The organism is Sporosarcina beigongshangi (assembly GCF_033485195.1).
Taxonomy (GTDB): Bacteria; Bacillota; Bacilli; order Bacillales_A; family Planococcaceae; genus Sporosarcina; species Sporosarcina beigongshangi.
In genome coordinates this window covers 38,624-56,788 of the sequence record NZ_JAWLIR010000020.1, presented here as the reverse complement: position 1 = coordinate 56,788, position 18,165 = coordinate 38,624, and the positions used below count along the sequence as shown (strand labels likewise).

Below are 18,165 nucleotides of genomic sequence, written 5' to 3'. Positions count from 1 at the left end.
CTCAGACTAAAACCGCCGCGTCCTGCGGCAACATCTGAGTAACCAACATCCTGTTGGCCCAAGCCTCCAAGGACGGATGCAGTTCAACCCTTCCCCGATGTCACAGATTTTGAAGGGAGTTAATTGAGCACGCTCAATTCAAAATCCGGACACAATCACGCCGCGGCGTGATTGATCTTACCTTAGTAGTCATCACTATACCTCGCTAAATAGGGGAATATCAGTAGTAAGGGAATTGTTAGCAAAAGGAGCATAACTATCAATGAAAGAATCGGCGGATTGTAAGTATTCACCACATACAATCCAAGCGGAGTCATAGGTACTACAATTAAAACAAATAGGAACCTCGAAGCAACTAGCACCTTATGTTTTGTGCCACATTGCCTACATGTAATTGGTCTGTACGCTAGCCAAAGAGATTTGTTGATCTCACTCCATGTAAATGAAGCATTGCAGTGATCACATTTTTGTAATTTCATATGTACTAACCCCTATTCCTTTATTCATAATAGCCATTCGACTCAGGTAGTTTCTTATACTCGTCTTTTACTATCACAAGGGAATGAACATATTCTTGCAACTCCATAATAGCTTGTGAATCCGGTGTATCACTACAAAGCAACGCATACCTGATGATATTCAAATCCCCATTAAGCTGAATGATCCATTCCGTTCTCAATTCAGGTTCAGTCGCACATTGTGCATTTTCATCGTCCTCAAAATCCAGCTTCCCCATTATATCGAGGGCAACCATTTTATTGTAAACGTCCTGCATTTCTTCATCCGTTAACGCTATAGGTGCCTCCACTACGCCATCTTCCACCAAGTCCTTTACAACAGTGTCCGTAAAGGTATCGACTTTTTGCCTGCCTTCCACTCCATATTCCACACTGAAATCGAATTCCTCAGGCATTTCTTTGGGATAGACTATAGAAGAACATGCTGCCAACATCAATACGACCGGCAACAACCATCTCCAACCCTTCACATACAATGAAAACACCCTCGTTTCATTAGAATTTCTTATTTATTCCAACGTCACGTCCAAAAACACATAGCCATCCCGTTCATGTTGCCCCGAAAATACAACAGGCACACGCTCACTGAAAATAGGACCGTCCACAACAACGGTATGAAATTCACCGGATTCACCACACGAATCAATGCCAAGCGCATCCAATTCATCCATCAGCTCTACAGTAAATTTGCGACCAATGAAATGTGCAGGCATCATTTTTGTATTAACAACGACAATATAGGCCTCAAATCCCGCTGCCACGAATTCCTCTAATAAGCTACGGCGAGGCTCTAGCCATAACGGATGCACCGCTTCCATGGAAACCTTCGCACACGTTTTCTGCACCCAGTGCAAATGGTCTTCAAGATCGATATCTCCGAAAACAGCGTGGTTAATGCCCAACTCTTTACAGGCGTCCATGGCATCTAAAAACTGTTCTTCGTAGCCACTCCAGCTTGCTCCCCGAATCATTAAAGGCACGCCTAACTTTTCCGCTTGTGCTTCAACGACTGCAAAAGGTAAGGCATGCGATTTTGACCGCTCTTTATTCTCCTCAAACATTGTCCACAATCGCTTCGGATTGCCCCCTGCTTGCATCGCCCGATAATACGCCATTGCGGAATCTTTTCCACCACTCCATGACGCTACAAATGATATACCCTTCATGCTACCACTCCCTCTTACTCTTGTATTTATTTTACCATAGCTTTACGATTATCTTACAAAAAATTCCGTTAACTGTCTGTCTTTCATAAAACCAAACTTTTCACAGCTATGCCCCGTCAAATAAATGTAACGTGCTCGCGACATGTTGGAAATTGGAGAAGGTGATCTTTTGTCATGACAAAAAATGAGAAGTTCGAACTTGTAGAAAACTTTATAGTCGAAAACCGGGAAGCTCATTACCGGCTTGCATATAGCTATGTGCGCAATAAAGAAAATGCACTGGATATCGTACAAGATGCCATTGTAAAAGCACTACATTCAGTGGATCGACTAGATGAGCTGGCCTTCCTCAAAACATGGTTTTATCGGATTATCGTCAATACCGCTATTGATTTTATTCGCAAGCATCAGAGGGTAGCTGTGATGGACGATGACATCCTCGATCGCTTTTTACCGCAACTTGAAGATGAAATAACGGATATAGACTTACAAAAGGCCATCGATCAACTACCGCCAAAATATAAGACACTCATCATTCTTCGATTTTTTGAGGATTTAAAGATCGATGAAATCGCCGAAGTGACGGGTGACAATGTCAATACAGTCAAAACGAGATTATATGCGGCTTTGAGGAAATTACGTATTGAAGTTGGAGAGGAGTTCAGATAATGAATAAATTGAACAAGTTAAAAAAGGATTATGATGAAACGGAAATTCCGTCCGAATTAGAGGATATTGTGAATGCATCCATCCAAAAGGCAAAAGCCTCACGTAAGAGGCGTCCACTTTTAAAACAGTGGACAATCGGCGTTGCTGCAGCGGCTGCTCTTTTCATTGGGAGCATCAATATGAGTCCATCTTTTGCGCAGGCGATGGCCAATGTGCCTGTACTCGGCGCGTTCGTCAACGTCTTAACCGTGCAACAATTGACAGTGGATAAAGAAACCTATCAAGCGGATATCTCTACACCTGCAATTGAAGGCCTGGCGGATAAAGAGCTTCAAGCAATGTTAAACAATAAATATATCCAAGAAAATAAAGCACTCTTTGAACAATTTGAAAAGGACGTTTCAGAAATGGAGAAATCGGGTGACGGTCATCTTGGCGTTATGGCTGGCTACGAAATAAAAACAGATACAAATCAGTTACTCTCCATCGCACGCTATGAGTTAAACATCGTCGGGTCTTCTTCCACAATTATGACCTATGACACGATTGATAAGGAGAACAGTATTTTAATCACATTGCCAAGCCTATTTAAAGATAAAAATTACGTGGACGCCATTAGCTCATACATTTTGGATGAAATGGCTCAGCAAATGACAACTGATGAAAATATCGTGTACTTTTTAAAAGACGAGTCGCAGGAAGGCTTTGAAAAAATCCGACCTGACCAAGATTTCTATATTACAGCTGACAATAAGCTCGTTATTTCATTCCAAAAATATGAGGTTTCACCTGGTTCTATGGGCATCGTGACGTTTGAAATCCCAACGGACATTTTGCAAGAACACCTAGTGAGCGATGCCTATATTAAATAACTACAGAAAAGCAGACACGCAATTGTGTCTGCTTTTTTCATGACTTTTTAATCCACAATATTCAGGGTAAACTCTAAATCAGATTCCAAATGCGTTCGCATCAATTCACTTGCCCGCTCTGGCTCTCGATCACTAATTGCACGCCAAATTCCTTCGTGCTCATCAATTAGGAATGGTCGCTTATAAAGCACGACTGCTCGGCTAAACAAATAAATAACTGATTGCATTTTATCGACCGTGTCAATCATGATTGGATTGCGGCATTCTCGCACAATTAGATCATGAAATCGCTTATTCGCCTGAACTGTTTCATCAGAAGAGCCTAACCTTGCCTTCTCGATGCAAGAGTGCAATTCCGCCAAATCTTCTTCTATCATATAAGACGCCGCCATCTCCGCTGCATGACATTCGATAAGAATCCTCATTTGAAATAAATGCCGCAAATCCGTCTCTGTCGGCTGAATCACTTTTTTCCTTTTGATCAAACCCTCTTGCTCTAGCCGGCGAATCGCTTCGCGAATTGGGGTCCTACTGACACCAATTTCCTCGGCCATCCTCTCCTCAACCAGCTTCATGCCTCCTGGGTAAGTTCCGTCCAGTATGTGGTCACGTATGATTTCATATGCCTGTCGTTGAGCTGTCATCGCTGTATGTTGCAATAAATTTCCCTCCACATTTCCGTGTATACAATAAGTATACTCGATTTACCACTTAATCGGCATTTTAATCATAAATGTATTCATTTCAAAATAAATTGTATACAAGTCAGAATACTTATTGTATACTCCTATTAATGAATGTAGGCGCTTTCAAAATATCGAAGGAGGAATCATCATGAATATAGGATTTATCGGACTCGGAATTATGGGTAGACCCATGGTACTTAATTTACTAAAAGCAGGCTTTCATGTAACCGCTTTTGACGTTAGTGAAGAAGCAAGAAAAATCGTCGTTGCTGCTGGTGCAACTGAAGCGCAATCACCCCGTGAAGTCGCAGTAAAAAGTGATTGCATCATCACGATGCTTCCAAATGCAGCCATCGTAAAGCATGTATTATTGGGTGAAAATGGTGTAGTTGAAGGGGTAAAAGCCGGTACAGTTATCGTTGACATGAGCTCAGTCTCTCCAGTAGACTCCCAATATTTCGCACAAGAATTTTCAAAGAAAGATGTCGCATTTCTAGATGCTCCAGTCAGTGGCGGTGAACCGAAAGCAATCGATGGAACGATGTCAATCATGATTGGTGGAGACGAAAAAGCACTAGGGAAAGTGCTACCAGCTTTACAAGCGATGGGCGAAGACATCACACATGTAGGTGCTAGCGGTAGTGGTTCAACGACAAAACTTGCGAACCAAATTTTGGTGAACGTCACGATTGCGGCAATGTCTGAAGCCGTTGTTCTAGCGGCAAAAGCTGGTGTTGATGTAGAAAAAATGTATCAAGCAATCCGTGGGGGACTCGCTGGAAGTGCAGTTTTGGATGCAAAAATACCACTTGTACTTGATCGGAATTTTGTGGCGGGCGGGCGTATTGATATCAACTTAAAAGATTTAACAAATGTACTTGACGCCGGAAGAGAAATTGGCGTGCCTATGCCACTTACGTCAAATGTCGTAGAAATGTTCCATGCATTGAAAGTGGATGGAAAGGCAGCAGATGATCATGCTGGATTAGTTCAATACTATGAAAAACTAGCGAACTTTGAAGTGAAGAAAGGTGGGAGCAAGTCTTGAATAATGTGCTAAAGCGGGTGACTAGTCTTCCTGCTTATGGTTCAGACCTAGAAAACTTATGGCAACAGGAACGTACAGCCTTTTCGCATAAAATTATTGTGCTGGACGATGATCCAACGGGCGTCCAAACCGTTCACGGAGTTCCCGTATTCACGGATTGGTCAGAGGAAACCATCACGGCTATGTTCCAAGAGGAGCGGCAGATGGTCTTCCTCCTAACAAATTCACGTGCATTTTCGACAGATAAAACACGTCAAGTGCATACAGAAATCGCAGAGAGAATTGCTCGCGTTGCTGAACAACAAAAGCAAGCTTTTCTACTCATCAGCCGTGGAGACTCCACTTTACGGGGGCATTACCCACTAGAAACAGTGGTATTAAAAGAGTCATTAGAAAAAGAAAGTTCTCTTCACTTCGATGGAGAAATTATTTTACCGTTCTTTAAAGAAGGTGGACGAGAGACTATCGACGATATTCATTACGTCAAGCAAGGGGATAACTACACACCTGCGGGCGACACTGAGTTTGCCAAGGACCGCATGTTTGGATTTAGCAGCAGCAACTTAAAAGAATGGGTCGCAGAAAAAACGGCTGAAGCCTATCCTAAAGACTCTGTCCTATCCATTTCTCTAGATGAACTGCGGGCGCTCAACTTCACGGCTATGACAGACAAGCTTCTTCAGCTGAAAAATTTTCAAAAGCTTATTGTCAACGCTGTCTCAGAAGAGGATGTTAAAGCATTTTCAATCGCCCTATTGCGCGCGATTAACAAAGGAGGTAACTACCTCTTTCGAACTGCCGCTTCATTTACAAAGGTAATTGGGGATATTTCTTCCAAACCTTATTTGACGAAAGAAGATTTGATTACTGAAGCGACTTCAACGGGCGGTCTTATTGTTGTTGGGTCACATGTCCAAAAAACAACGGCCCAATTGAATCGATTAAAAGAATTATCCTCTCTTTACTATATTGAATTCGATTGTCATCTTGTGACGAACGAAGAACAATTTGGGATTGAAATTTCTCGTATCCAACAATTGATAAATACCAAGATTTCGGAAGGTACTGATGTGTGTGTCTACACATCTCGTGAAAGATTGGATTTAGAGGATGGTAGGGAAGAGGAGGAATTAGCGTTATCGGTAAAAATTTCAAACGCAGTTACACAATTTGTTCATGAATGTAGCCCACACCCGCGTTATGTCATTGCAAAAGGCGGAATCACTTCGAGTGACGTGGGGACTATCGGACTTGAAGTGAAAAAAGCAGAGGTAATTGGCCAAATCGCTCCAGGGGTACCTGTTTGGAGAACAGGTGGAGATAGTCGTTTTCCACATATTCCATATGTTATTTTTCCCGGGAATGTTGGCGAAGACGACACATTAAAAAAAGTAGTACAAAAACTACAATCTAATTAAGGAAAAGGGGTAAGGGAAATGGTTGAAGGGAATTTGCTCATTGTTATTTTTGTATTATCACTCGCTGCATTGTTTTTCATGATTTTAAAGTTGAAGATTGAACCATTTTTATCTTTAATTGGGGTTGCACTAGCGACTGCTTTAGTCATTGGTTTTCCTCTAGCGGAAATACCGAAAGTCGTTGCTAGTGGCTTCGGTAATACGTTGACAGGAGTCGGGATTTTAATTGGTCTTGGGGTTATTTTTGGACAGTTCCTTGGTGTATCTGGCGCAATTGAAAAAATTGCCCAAGCTGTCTTACGGGTTTTCGGTGCAAAAAAATCGGCTGCCGGTCTATCTTTAACGGGAGTTGTTGTTTCCATCCCTGTATTCTTTGATGCCGCTTTTGTTATTTTAAGTGGTCTTGTTAGAAGTTTGTCGAAAAAGACTGGTATTTCCATTGTCACTTTTGCCACTGCGCTTGGTATAGGGCTCATCGTTTCACATAGTATGATTCCACCCACTCCAGGACCTTTAGTCGTTGCTGAAAACACAGGTGCTGATTTAGGATTGTTTATTCTCTATGCTATTATTTGTGCTATTCCTGCGGCGATTGTTGGTGGATATATTTATGGGTCATTCATCGGCAAGCGCATCAAGCCTTCACTAGGGCAAATTGAAGAGGAAGAAGTCGTTCAAACAGAGCAAACAGCTCCACGCAAAGAAATTTCAACGGGTCTCTCATTTGCTATACTTGGATTACCAATTGTTTTAATCTTATTGAACACGGTTACAAAACTATATCTTCCGGAAGGTCCATTATCCAATGTACTTGGTTTTATCGGAGATAAGAACGTTGCGCTTTTCATTAGTGTCATTGTCGCGATTATTGTATTACGCCCTTATATTAGTGTTCCTTATAGTCAATTATACGATGAGGCACTTAATTCGGCTGGGATGATTCTTTTAGTCACAGGTGCTGGTGGTGCCTTCGGAGCAGTCATTAATCAGAGTGGAATTGGTGATTATTTAATTTCAACGATGCAAGGTTGGAGCATTCCGGTATTTTTACTGGCATTTATCTTCTCTCAAATTTTGCGTGCATCACTCGGCTCCGCTACAGTTGCACTTGTCACAACGTCCTCCATTATGGGACCTATGGTTCTCGAACTCGGCGTATCGCCTGTTTTGCTCGGACTAGCCATTTGTGCTGGAGCAATCGGCTTGTCTCTTCCGAATGACTCAGGATTCTGGGTCGTCAATAAATTCGGTCGTCTGACAATTCCTCAGACGATTCAAGCTTGGTCCATCGGTGGATTTGTTGCTGGGCTAACTGCACTTGGTATGGTGTATATTCTTAGCTTATTCAGCGGATTTTTACCAGGTTTATAATAAGGTTCAAAAACCCCACTACAATTCTAGTTCTGAATTGTAGTGGGGTTTTCATTAAGATGGCATCGGTGTATCGGTTGGTTGCGCATAGCCTTCCTTATATGTTTCATCAATAAAATTACGTACTTCTGTTAACGACTTACCTTCTTGCGTCATCTTTACAGATTGTACCGCAATTTCAAGACAAACCTGACAACGTGTGCCGTGGTCATCCCACACAACAGAACCATCTTCACGAATTTCATCGATGAAACAGTTTGTGTTACTTTCATGTCCTGCACTGTCACCACAGCCACAATAGCATGGCATGTAATCTAGGATATCCGTTGCTGTACCGGCAACTTGATAGACGAGGCGCATTTCTTCCGATTTATCGTCCAGGAATGCTGGTAATTCAGCGGCAGACGCCGTTACCTCCTGCAAGTCACCGTTTGGCAATTGCTTATGTTGTCCGGTTTCCAAATGGTCTTTCTCATGGTCTGTATCAGCCTTCTGACCACATGCTGCAACGACAAGTGTCATAGCAAGTAAGACGAGCATTAATCGTTTTTTCATATTATGTCCACTCCTAATTTTCTTATCTACCCTTCCATCATAGCCCAAATCACTAATTTGATGGGTTACGGAATTGTGGACAATTAAGGATGACGTCGATTATCTTCTTGTTTAATCCAATGGCGAATGCCCTTCCCGGCATGTAGCTCATCTGCAAAGCGTGGAATGACATGTAAATGTGCATGCGGAATTGATTGACCACCTGTTTTCCCAGTATTCCAACCGACTGAATAACCATCGTGTCCATGCCGCTCTTCCAAATAGACCTTGGATTTCAATAGAAGCTCCTGTGTGTCACTCCACTCTTCTTTCGTTAACGAAAACACGTCTGACGCATGCCGTTTTGGAACAATTAGACCACTACCTTCCAACACCCGTTGTTCGGAAGGTTTTTGAATATAAGCACATGTTGCGTTTTCAAAAATAATTCGTTGCTCCGGATCTGCGAGCAAGTTACAATACGGGCACTCTTTTTCGTACATGCTCCTTATCTCCCAATCATTTTCGATGGGTCGACATACTCGCCAAACTGCTCTTCTGTCAATAAACCCGTTTTCAATGCCGCCTCTTTCAACGTTGTGCCTTCCGCATGGGCAGTCTTGGCGATTTTCGCTGCATTTTCATAACCGATATACGGATTCAATGCCGTTACAAGCATGAGTGAATTTTGTACTTTACGCTCAATTTCTTCTCGATTCGGCTCAATTCCGACTGCACAGTTATCATCGAAACTGATGATTGCATCACTCAACAACGTCACAGATTGCAAGAAGTTGTAAATGATAACAGGTTTGAAGACGTTTAGTTCAAAGTTCCCTTGGCTTGCCGCAAAACCGATTGTTGCGTCGTTGCCCATCACTTGTGCGACGACCATCGTTAACGCTTCACTTTGTGTCGGATTGACCTTCCCAGGCATAATGGAACTCCCTGGTTCATTTTCCGGAATCGTAATTTCGCCAATACCGGAACGTGGACCGCTTGCCAGCCAACGTACATCGTTGGCAATTTTCATAAGGTCTGCCGCCAGCGCTTTGATGGCACCGTGAACGTAAACGACTTCGTCATAGCTCGTTAATGAATGGAATTTATTCTGCGCAGAAGTGAACTCGATACCTACCGCCTTACTAATTTCCTCCGCTACACGGTCACCAAATCCAGCAGGTGCATTCAAACCTGTCCCAACTGCGGTTCCGCCGATGGCTAGCTCTTTCATCGATTCAACACTATCTCTAATCATTTTTTCTGTTTTCTCCAACATACGGTGCCAGCCACTGATTTCTTGCCCTAGTGTCAATGGCGTAGCGTCTTGCAAATGTGTACGACCGATTTTAATAATATCCATGAATTCTTCCGACTTTTTGCCAAGCGTTGCTTTCAACTGACCGATTGCCGGGATGAGCTGCTGTTGGACAGCAATAACACCTGCGACGTGCAAGGCTGTCGGGAATGTGTCATTCGAGCTTTGCGATTTATTGACATCATCGTTCGGGTGTAGACGTTCTTCCTCGTCCCACTCCTCTAGCAATTGATTGCCACGATTGGCCAGTACTTCGTTCATATTCATATTCGATTGTGTCCCACTGCCTGTTTGCCAAACGACGAGCGGGAAATGATCATCCAATTTCCCGGCAATCACTTCATCTGCAGCAGCAGAAATGGCTTTCATTTTTGCTGCTGAAAGGGCGCCGTTCGCATGGCTCGCAATAGCTGCTGACTTTTTCAAATGGGCGAATGCACGAACAACACCAATCGGCATTCTTTCCTCACCAATTTTGAAGTTTTGCTTACTGCGCTGCGTCTGCGCACCCCATAACTTGTCTGCAGGTACTTTAATTTCACCAAATGTATCATGTTCAATACGATAATTCATTTCGCCATCACCTTTCGAATGTAAGTATTTTTATTATCTCATGACCGGTAGCTTTTTTTCATGCGCCCAGTCTTGGATGAACGCTTTTTGTCTTGGATTTAAGTTTTCCGGCAGGTCATCTTTGCTGAAAAAACGATGCGCCTTGCATTCAGCCCCACCCTGCATTAGCTCTCCTTGGTATTGATTCGTGTGAAAAATAACCTGCACACTGTATACTTGATCGCCATTCGGATAGGTGACATAGCAGGACTCTCCTGAATAAAGGCCAAATAACTGTAGCCCTTCCACATGCAATCCTGTTTCTTCATAAGTCTCCCTTATCGCTGTCTCTTCAAACGTTTCGCCCAGTTCCATCACGCCACCCGGAATACACCAATTATCTTCATCTGCACGGTGCTGAAGTAATATTTTACCTTCGTTCATTATAATGACACCGCAGCCCACTGTTAGCAGCGGCTCCTTGCCGACCATTTTTCTCATTGTTTGAATGTAGTCCACTGGAATCCCTCCTGATATGTACATGAAAAAGACCCGGTTTCCCGAGTCTTTCCCATTCCTCTTATTCACTCTGAACATGACCTCTCACAAACACCATATAAATAACGGTGGCCATTACACTACAAACAGCAATCACAATGCCCATCGGCCAAGCCGTTTGATCCCCTGCGATACCGACAATTGGTGCAACAATAGCCCCTCCGATAAATGGCAGTAATCCAAGAAATGCAGAAGCACTCCCCGCCGATTTCCCCTGACTTTGCATACCAATCGAAAATGACATCGTTCCCACCATTCCTACACTGGACACGACTAAAAAGAGCGCAACGGCCATCGCAAGTAGTGGTAGATCATTGAGTACAACAAATACAAGCAGGACGCTACCAGCAAGCGAAATCATAATCCCTGTAAATAGTAGTTTCACCTCATTTACCTTACCCGATAATCGACCTGCTAGCTGTGCGGCAATAATAATACCGACACCGTTGGCCGCAAATAACATGGAAAATTGTTGCGGTGTGACCTCATAGATGTTTTGCAACACAAAAGGGGAACCGGCAATATAGGCAAACATGCCTGTTGAGACAAATGCCTGTGTAAATGCAGCCCCCATGAACACACGATTGGCAAATAAACTCCTAAACGCTTTGAAGACAGCTAGCAGACTTCCTTCTGAGCGATTTTCTTCTGGCAACGTTTCTGGTAAAAAGAAGAAGACTGCGGTAAACATAACTAAACCGATAATACCTAAAATGATAAATACACTAGTCCATGACGCAAAGTTTAAAATGATACCGCCAGAAATAGGCGCTAAGATTGGCGCTGCTCCATTGACGAGCGCTAGTAAAGCGATAAATTTCGTTAACTCTGTTCCCGAATACATATCACGGGCAGATGCTCGAGCAATGACAATTCCAGCTGCTCCTGTCAATCCTTGAACAAAACGCAAGCCGATAAACACCCATATACTTGGACTAAATGCACAAAGTACCGACGCGATGGCGTAAATGATAAGCGTCAGCACAAGAGGCTTCCGTCTACCTCGAATATCACTTAACGGACCAAATATCAGCTGACCGATTGCTAGCCCTAATAGGCAGGCAGTCAAGCTCAATTGTGCAAGAGACGTCGTTGCTTGTAAATCTTCCGCTACGATAGGAAGTGCTGGTAAATACATATCCAATGATAAAGGGCCAAAAGCTGTCAACGAGCCCAGTATAAGAATGACCCACAGCTTGCCTACTGATTTTGAGTTAGTAACTTGATTGTTCATTGCTTTCATTCCAGCACAGACATCCTTTCTTCCCCACCCTATAACACCCACGTAAAATAAAAAAAGACCCGATTGCCAATCGAACAGCGAAGGGTTCGATTGGCCTTAATTTCTGCGCCTTCTGCAGAAATTAAGGCCAATATTTAAACCTAGGCGAACCTTAGTCGCCTAGGTCTTTATTTCCACTTAAACTGTTTTCTCTCCAATATTTCGATAAATGCATCGACGACTTCGGGATTGAACTGTGTCCCTTTTCCAGCCCTCAGTTCGTTTACGGCTTCCTTTACAGGATAGGCCTTCTTATAGGGACGGTCGGTTGTCATCGCGTCAAAAGCATCAACAACTGAAACTATAGCAGCTTCCAGTGCAATCTGGTCCCCCTTTAAACCATATGGATAACCCTTGCCATCATACCTTTCATGGTGTTGCTCAACAATAAATGCAACATCTTTAAGCCATTCTACAGCATGTTCTCGTACCATTTTTGCGCCTTTCGTTGTATGAGATTTCATAATTTCCCATTCCTCTGCGGTTAGCTTCCCTGGCTTATTCAATATCTCCAACGGAACCGCTCGTTTTCCAATATCATGAAAATAGGCGCCCCACCTTAACACAATAAGACTTTGGGTATCCCCTGGCATTTCTAAATGCTTCCATACTTCAATTGTATAATTTTTAATACGATCACAATGATGATAGGTATAGCCGTCTAATAACTCAATTTCTTCAGCTTCTTTTTGAAGCATCTGCATCTCCAGAAAATGCGCTTCATAAGCCTCAGCATCTATTTTCAGTAAAAAAACAGCTTCTGTTTCTCCGTAAAAAGACACAGTTTCTTCGTAGGAGGAAGCGTCGATTACTTCACCAATTTCCAGCACACGACGAAATCCGTTTACCTCCATTTCCACATCGCCCTCAAGTAGCATATAAGATTCACTTTTGAAACGCTCATCGTCATATTTCACCATGAAAAATTGGTTTTTATGTAATGTTAGAAGGGCATTCGACAACCCATCCCACCTTCCCAACAAAATAATTTCAACGGAGCTAAGGCGCAAGGTTGGATTTCCATCTTCTGTATAATTAACGAATGACTTGTTTAAATGGGTTATCATATATTCCACCCTCTAAATTATTTAGTGACTATATACTCAAGGAGTTTCTCAATTATAGCAATAGTCACTCTACTTATCTAGACTATTTCCTCTTTATTAGTTGTTTTTCAATTTAATTGTCGTAATTCTAAACAATTGTTTAGAATTACATTGTCTTTTTCCTAAACAAAAAGCTCTATGTACATAAAAGAATCTTCTAATGAAAATAGATAAAAAAACTCTCATACCATAGATAGCCAGGTTAACTTTCCAGGTAATATCTCTACAAAAAGAGTCCACACGTAACACTTACGCATGGACTCTTTCTTCTTCAATTTATTCTGCTACGTCAGCTACTACTTCTTTTTCAACAAGCTGTTTCGAATTTGCTGCCTTCACTTCGTTCGTTAGCTGATCAATGCTCGGACGAATCGTTCCTTTTCCAGAATAATTCTCCAGCATTTCCTTCACGTCAATGCCTGAGGAGGCTTTCAATGTTTCCTGTAGCGTAGACATTAAGTTCGTTGCATACGACGTTACTTTATTTGCACCGCCGCCTTCGCCACCACCTGTGTCAACAACAGTAATTTTATCGATGTTAGACAATGGACTTGCAATTTCCTTCGCATATTCTGGTAGCATTTTAACAATCATATCAAGCATCGCGGCTTGCCCGTATTGTTCAAAGGCTTCGGCAATTTTACGTTTCGCTTCGGCCTCTGCAAGACCTTTCAGACGAATAATATCTGCCTCAGATTCCCCTTGTGCACGCTGAGAATCGGCTTTTGCCTGCCCATCAAGACGGACTTTTTCTGCATCCGCCGTCGCACGCGCTTCAATACGATACTTTTCAGCATCTGCTTCTGTAATTTGCTTAGATTTTTCAGCTTCCGCATTTTGCTCAATCGCATAACGATCCGCATCCGCTTTTTTCTTCACTTCAGAATCATATTGTTTCTCACGACGTAAAATCTCTTTCTCTTCCAGCTCAATTTGCTTTTGACGCTCGATAATTTGAATTTGCATTTCCTGTTCCATAACTTCCTGCTTGGAAACTGCTGTTTGCAATTCATACGCTTGGTCAGCACGTGCTTTCGCCACATCTTGCTCTCGGCGGTACTCCGCCACTTTCAATAGATTCTCTTTTTCAGCTTCTGCAATTTCAGTTGCACGCTCGATTTCTGCTTTTTGTGCTTCTTTAGAGGCTTCCGCATTTTTAATACGTGTTTCTTTTTCGGCTTCAACCGTAGCGATATCTGCATCACGTTTTACTTGCGCAATACGCGGCTTCCCTAGTGAGTCTAGGTAACCATTTTTATCGCGTACATCTTTAATCGTAAATGAAACGATAACAAGCCCCATTTTTGATAGATCCTGCGAAGCGACACGTTGCACTTCCTGCGAGAACATATCTCGGTTTTTATAAATCTCTTCAACGGTCATAGAACCTAAAATCGAACGCAAATGACCTTCCAATACTTCCTTCGCTTCGTTTTCGCGGTCTACTTTAGATTTCCCTAAAAACTGTTCGGCAGCTGTCGCAATTTCCGAGATTGAACCACCGATTTTAATAATCGCCGTTCCGTCTGCCATAACCGGAACACCCTGCTCCGTATACACTTCCGGCGTCGTCACTTCCAACTTGCTCGATAATAAGCTTAGTGGCGTTGCCTGTTGGAATACCGGTAACACGAATGTCCCGCCACCACGGATGATTTTAATGCGATTACCCGACTCATCCGTATGTACATTTTTCGCTCCTAAATAACTCCCTGTCACAATCAATGCTTCATCTGGTCCAACTGTCTTATACTTCGATACATAAACAAGAATGACTGCCAACAAAACAAACGCGACGACTCCAAGCGCAATCCAAATTCCCATCATTTTTCCCCCTTTAAATTAATTATCAATTGCGCCTCGGCGTAATTGCGTCCAGATTTTTTCGAGCTCGCTCGAAAAGCTCCCTTAAAACTCTGTGACATCCGCCGGAGGCTTCAACTTAATTCAGCTTAAGTTCGAAACCCCACTGAATTAAGTGCATTTTCAGCGTTCAACCCGCCACTTATGAGAGTGGTGGACTTTTGCTGAATTTAGTTGAAGCGAAATGGCTCATACTCCTTGACGATAAATGACCCATTCTTCACTTCCATAATAAGCACTTCTTTTCCATACTCAATTGCCGTGTTTTCATATCCTACTGCCCTCTTCGATAAAATCCCACTCACTGTTTCGATGACAATTTCACCGAAGCCACCTATCGGCACAGGGACAATCACTTTAGCAACCTGCCCCACTAGCGACTCATCGGTATAAGCAAGTGATACTTCTGCCGACCTTATTGGAAGCAGTACAAAAACATACAACAAGAAATCGAGTACAGCTGCAATAACTAACGCGATTACGATAATAATTCCACTGTTCAAGGCTGTAACAAGCTCCAGTATATAACCAGCGGCGGCAGTAAGTGTTATAAATGCAAGCACAACTGCTGGATCCAACAACGGACTTACCTCACCAATACCTTCTGCCATGTCACTGAAAAAGAGGTACAGCACCGTCGCAAGGCCCGCAACGATCAATACAACCAAATACACTTGCACAATCGGCATCCCAAACAGCTCCATTCCATCACCTCCACTTCCACTTTTTTGCCTTACTATATATACGGGCAGTTTTGGAATAAGTTTCAATTTGCTAACAAATTAATTTTTTCTTCTCTAATCCGTGGTGGAAGTAACTGGGCACCGTATATTTTGTTACTTTTTTTCAGAAAGGGTACGCTAAAGAAGTGCATTCCTATTGCCGAATTATCACTTTCCAAAAGAGCAACCCTATTTTCGTAAAAGTTTTGTTAAGTTTGTGTAAATGTCGTCGAATTTTGTCCCATTTTTAAATAGTCTTTGCTATGATAAGCAAGTTCATTAATTTATTTCCGGAGACGGATGGAGGCATAATCAATGTTAAACCCACGAAAAACCGATCCTTTCTTCACAGCACTGTTAACAATTGCAGAAAATGTGCAAGAAGCAGTCCATTATGCAGATGACTTTAAAGTCGCTACTGTTGCTGACCTAAAAGAAGTGAGCATTAAGCTCAAAATTTACGAGACAGAAGGCGACACACTTATTCACGAACTCATTACGAAGCTCAATAAGTCCTTCATGACACCAATTGAACGTGAAGATATTTTGCAACTGGCGATTAAGATGGACGATGTCCTCGATGGTGTTGAGCATTTTGCAGCACATCTTGAAATGTTCTCTCTTATAGAAATAGACGAGTATGTGCAGAAATTCATGGAAAACATTGTGAAGAGTACAGATGAAATTGTGAAAGCGATGAAGTTACTTGCAAGAAAGAAATTGGAAGCGATGCGTGATCATGCCGTACTCATCAAAGAATACGAACGGATTTGCGACGAGGTGTTTCGTACATCTATCAAACAGCTTTTCATTAATGAAAAAGATCCAATCCGCATTATCCAATTCAAAGACATTTACGAGCAACTTGAAGATATCGCAGATTACTGCCAAGACGTTGCAAATACAATAGAAACAATCATTATGCGCAACGCATAAGGGGGAGAACTATGGACATAATACTTTTCCTTACGATCATGGTTGTCGTGTTTGCGCTCGCATTCGATTTCATCAACGGGTTTCACGATACGGCTAACGCCATCGCTACATCCGTTTCTACGCGCGCGCTAAAACCACGAACTGCTATTTTCATGGCAGCTATCATGAACTTTGTCGGCGCACTCACATTTACCGGCGTCGCGAAAACGATTTCCAAAGACATTGTCGATCCATTCGTTCTTGATAATGGTTCGCTTGTTATCCTAGCGGCTCTTACAGCTGCTATCGCCTGGAATCTAATTACATGGTATTTCGGAATTCCATCAAGTTCCTCACATGCATTGATTGGATCCATCGCAGGTGCGGCTATTTCCGCTGCCGGATTTGGTATTTTGAATTACAATGGGTTCTTGAAAATCTTACAGGCACTCCTAATTTCTCCGTTTATCGCACTTGCGGGGGGATTCTTAATGATGACTCTGTTCAAGATTTTATTTAAAAACAGAAATCTATTCAAAGCAAATACCCGATTCCGCTATTTACAGATCGGTACGGCTGCACTACAAGCATTCACGCACGGTACAAACGATGCACAAAAAGCAATGGGGATTATTACGATGGCACTTATTGCCGCGGAACTGCAAGCAGGGGATGACATCCAGCTGTGGGTCCGAATTGCCGCAGCTACTGCGATGGGGCTCGGGACGTCAATCGGTGGCTATAAAATTATTAAGACTGTCGGCGGTAAAATCATGAAAATCCGTCCAGTGAACGGTGCCGCAGCTGACTTATCATCTGCTATCATCATTTTCGGGGCAACACTTATTCACTTGCCAGTTAGTACGACTCACGTCATTTCTTCCGCAATTATGGGGGTAGGATCGGCACAGCGTGTGAAAGGCGTTAACTGGGGCGTTGCCCAAAAAATTGTTATGACATGGGTCATTACATTGCCAATTTCAGCAACACTTGCTGCAATTGTCTATCAGGTTCTGAATTTGTTTTTTTAAATTAATCATTTCACTTGCATTCCCATTTAGGCTCTGCTATGATAAAGAAGAATTATTTTTGTTCGGCGCGATGGTCTCGAATACATCTTGACCGCTTCAAGACTTGAGCAAGGATAGTAACACAATGTATGCACATAGCATACGAGGAGGAAACAAACATGGAACAAGGTAAAGTAAAATGGTTTAACGCAGAAAAAGGTTTTGGCTTCATCGAACGTGAAGATGGCGACGACGTATTCGTACACTTCTCAGCTATTCAAGGCGAAGGCTTCAAGTCTCTTGAAGAAGGCCAAGATGTAACGTTTGAAATCGAGCAAGGCCAACGTGGTCTTCAAGCTACAAACGTTAACAAAAACTAATTTTAATTAACCATTCAAAACCCAATCCTTTCGAGGATTGGGTTTTTTCTTTGTTCCTACAAGTCCTTTCGTTACCGTGACAGTTTGACTAATTCCTCTTACAGTTTTCCCTTTCCGCATGATAATTCAGCTATTTCTACTTATAATTTCCTGATAAAAGACATCCCCAACATTTTC

20 protein-coding genes are annotated in these 18,165 nt (G+C 42.5%); 8 read left to right on the top strand and 12 right to left on the bottom strand.

What is annotated here, in order from left to right; translation table 11 throughout:
• Positions 1–182 precede the first annotated feature (182 nt).
• From R2B77_RS17985 to R2B77_RS10875, 3 genes are read right to left on the bottom strand one after another with little or no spacing between them, the layout of a single operon-like run.
• Positions 183–479 (bottom strand): TIGR04104 family putative zinc finger protein, encoded by a 297-nt coding sequence (locus R2B77_RS17985; protein ID WP_203248199.1) that lies wholly within the window; start codon positions 477–479, stop codon positions 183–185.
• A gap of 20 nt (positions 480–499) precedes the next feature.
• Complete coding sequence (locus R2B77_RS10880; protein WP_203248200.1) at positions 500–994, bottom strand: hypothetical protein; 495 nt, start codon at positions 992–994, stop codon at positions 500–502.
• Between the two features lie 33 nt (positions 995–1,027).
• Positions 1,028–1,684: a Dph6-related ATP pyrophosphatase gene (locus tag R2B77_RS10875; protein WP_203248201.1), complete on the bottom strand. Its 657-nt coding sequence runs from the start codon at positions 1,682–1,684 to the stop codon at positions 1,028–1,030.
• A 174-nt stretch (positions 1,685–1,858) separates the two neighbouring features.
• On the opposite strand from R2B77_RS10875, the gene R2B77_RS10870 reads away from it, so the two are divergent.
• On the top strand, positions 1,859–2,353 hold the full coding sequence (locus tag R2B77_RS10870) for an RNA polymerase sigma factor (protein WP_203248202.1): 495 nt from the start codon (positions 1,859–1,861) through the stop codon (positions 2,351–2,353).
• Positions 2,353–3,225 carry a DUF3298 and DUF4163 domain-containing protein gene (locus R2B77_RS10865; protein WP_203248203.1) on the top strand — a complete coding sequence of 291 codons (873 nt, stop codon included), beginning with the start codon at positions 2,353–2,355 and terminating at the stop codon, positions 3,223–3,225. Before R2B77_RS10870 ends, R2B77_RS10865 begins: the two co-directional genes overlap by 1 nt.
• Positions 3,226–3,272: 47 nt before the next feature.
• Here R2B77_RS10865 and R2B77_RS10860 read toward each other — a convergent pair whose 3' ends face one another.
• Positions 3,273–3,884 carry a GntR family transcriptional regulator gene (locus R2B77_RS10860; RefSeq protein ID WP_203248204.1) on the bottom strand — a complete coding sequence of 204 codons (612 nt, stop codon included), beginning with the start codon at positions 3,882–3,884 and terminating at the stop codon, positions 3,273–3,275.
• A gap of 175 nt (positions 3,885–4,059) precedes the next feature.
• On the opposite strand from R2B77_RS10860, the gene garR reads away from it, so the two are divergent.
• Genes garR through R2B77_RS10845 form a run of 3 tightly spaced genes read left to right on the top strand, consistent with a single transcriptional unit; the run spans position 4,060 to position 7,748 of the window.
• Positions 4,060–4,959, top strand: coding sequence for a 2-hydroxy-3-oxopropionate reductase (gene garR, locus R2B77_RS10855; RefSeq protein WP_212391656.1), 900 nt, complete (start codon positions 4,060–4,062; stop codon positions 4,957–4,959).
• Positions 4,956–6,377, top strand: a complete 1,422-nt coding sequence (locus R2B77_RS10850; protein ID WP_203248205.1) for a four-carbon acid sugar kinase family protein — start codon at positions 4,956–4,958, stop codon at positions 6,375–6,377. Before garR ends, R2B77_RS10850 begins: the two co-directional genes overlap by 4 nt.
• 18 nt (positions 6,378–6,395) lie before the next feature.
• Positions 6,396–7,748: a GntP family permease gene (locus R2B77_RS10845; protein ID WP_203248206.1), complete on the top strand. Its 1,353-nt coding sequence runs from the start codon at positions 6,396–6,398 to the stop codon at positions 7,746–7,748.
• 54 nt (positions 7,749–7,802) lie between these two features.
• On the opposite strand, the gene R2B77_RS10840 is transcribed toward R2B77_RS10845, so the two are convergent.
• The 8 genes from R2B77_RS10840 to R2B77_RS10805 all read right to left on the bottom strand — a co-directional run bounded on the left by R2B77_RS10840 (position 7,803) and on the right by R2B77_RS10805 (position 15,665).
• Positions 7,803–8,303, bottom strand: a complete 501-nt coding sequence (locus R2B77_RS10840; protein ID WP_203248207.1) for a PCYCGC motif-containing (lipo)protein — start codon at positions 8,301–8,303, stop codon at positions 7,803–7,805.
• Positions 8,304–8,386: 83 nt separating this feature from the next.
• Entirely contained in the window at positions 8,387–8,785 is a 399-nt protein-coding gene (locus tag R2B77_RS10835) for an HIT family protein (RefSeq protein WP_203248208.1), read from the bottom strand.
• 5 nt (positions 8,786–8,790) lie between these two features.
• Positions 8,791–10,173 (bottom strand): class II fumarate hydratase, encoded by a 1,383-nt coding sequence (gene fumC / locus R2B77_RS10830; protein ID WP_203248209.1) that lies wholly within the window; start codon positions 10,171–10,173, stop codon positions 8,791–8,793.
• Positions 10,174–10,206: 33 nt separating this feature from the next.
• Positions 10,207–10,671: an NUDIX hydrolase gene (locus R2B77_RS10825; protein ID WP_203248210.1), complete on the bottom strand. Its 465-nt coding sequence runs from the start codon at positions 10,669–10,671 to the stop codon at positions 10,207–10,209.
• 61 nt (positions 10,672–10,732) lie between these two features.
• Positions 10,733–11,944, bottom strand: a complete 1,212-nt coding sequence (locus tag R2B77_RS10820; protein WP_203248211.1) for a multidrug effflux MFS transporter — start codon at positions 11,942–11,944, stop codon at positions 10,733–10,735.
• Positions 11,945–12,120: 176 nt separating this feature from the next.
• Complete coding sequence (locus R2B77_RS10815; protein ID WP_203248212.1) at positions 12,121–13,059, bottom strand: HD-GYP domain-containing protein; 939 nt, start codon at positions 13,057–13,059, stop codon at positions 12,121–12,123.
• Positions 13,060–13,374: 315 nt separating this feature from the next.
• Positions 13,375–14,922, bottom strand: a complete 1,548-nt coding sequence (locus tag R2B77_RS10810; RefSeq protein WP_232843485.1) for a flotillin family protein — start codon at positions 14,920–14,922, stop codon at positions 13,375–13,377.
• 209 nt (positions 14,923–15,131) lie between these two features.
• Entirely contained in the window at positions 15,132–15,665 is a 534-nt protein-coding gene (locus R2B77_RS10805) for a hypothetical protein (protein WP_203248214.1), read from the bottom strand.
• 333 nt (positions 15,666–15,998) lie between these two features.
• Here R2B77_RS10805 and R2B77_RS10800 point away from each other — a divergent pair, with 333 nt between their 5' ends.
• The 3 genes from R2B77_RS10800 to R2B77_RS10790 all read left to right on the top strand — a co-directional run bounded on the left by R2B77_RS10800 (position 15,999) and on the right by R2B77_RS10790 (position 17,988).
• Entirely contained in the window at positions 15,999–16,619 is a 621-nt protein-coding gene (locus R2B77_RS10800; RefSeq protein ID WP_203248215.1) for a DUF47 domain-containing protein, read from the top strand.
• Between the two features lie 11 nt (positions 16,620–16,630).
• Positions 16,631–17,629 (top strand): inorganic phosphate transporter, encoded by a 999-nt coding sequence (locus R2B77_RS10795; RefSeq protein WP_203248216.1) that lies wholly within the window; start codon positions 16,631–16,633, stop codon positions 17,627–17,629.
• 158 nt (positions 17,630–17,787) lie between these two features.
• Entirely contained in the window at positions 17,788–17,988 is a 201-nt protein-coding gene (locus R2B77_RS10790; RefSeq protein ID WP_067205063.1) for a cold-shock protein, read from the top strand.
• Positions 17,989–18,165: the final 177 nt, after the last annotated feature.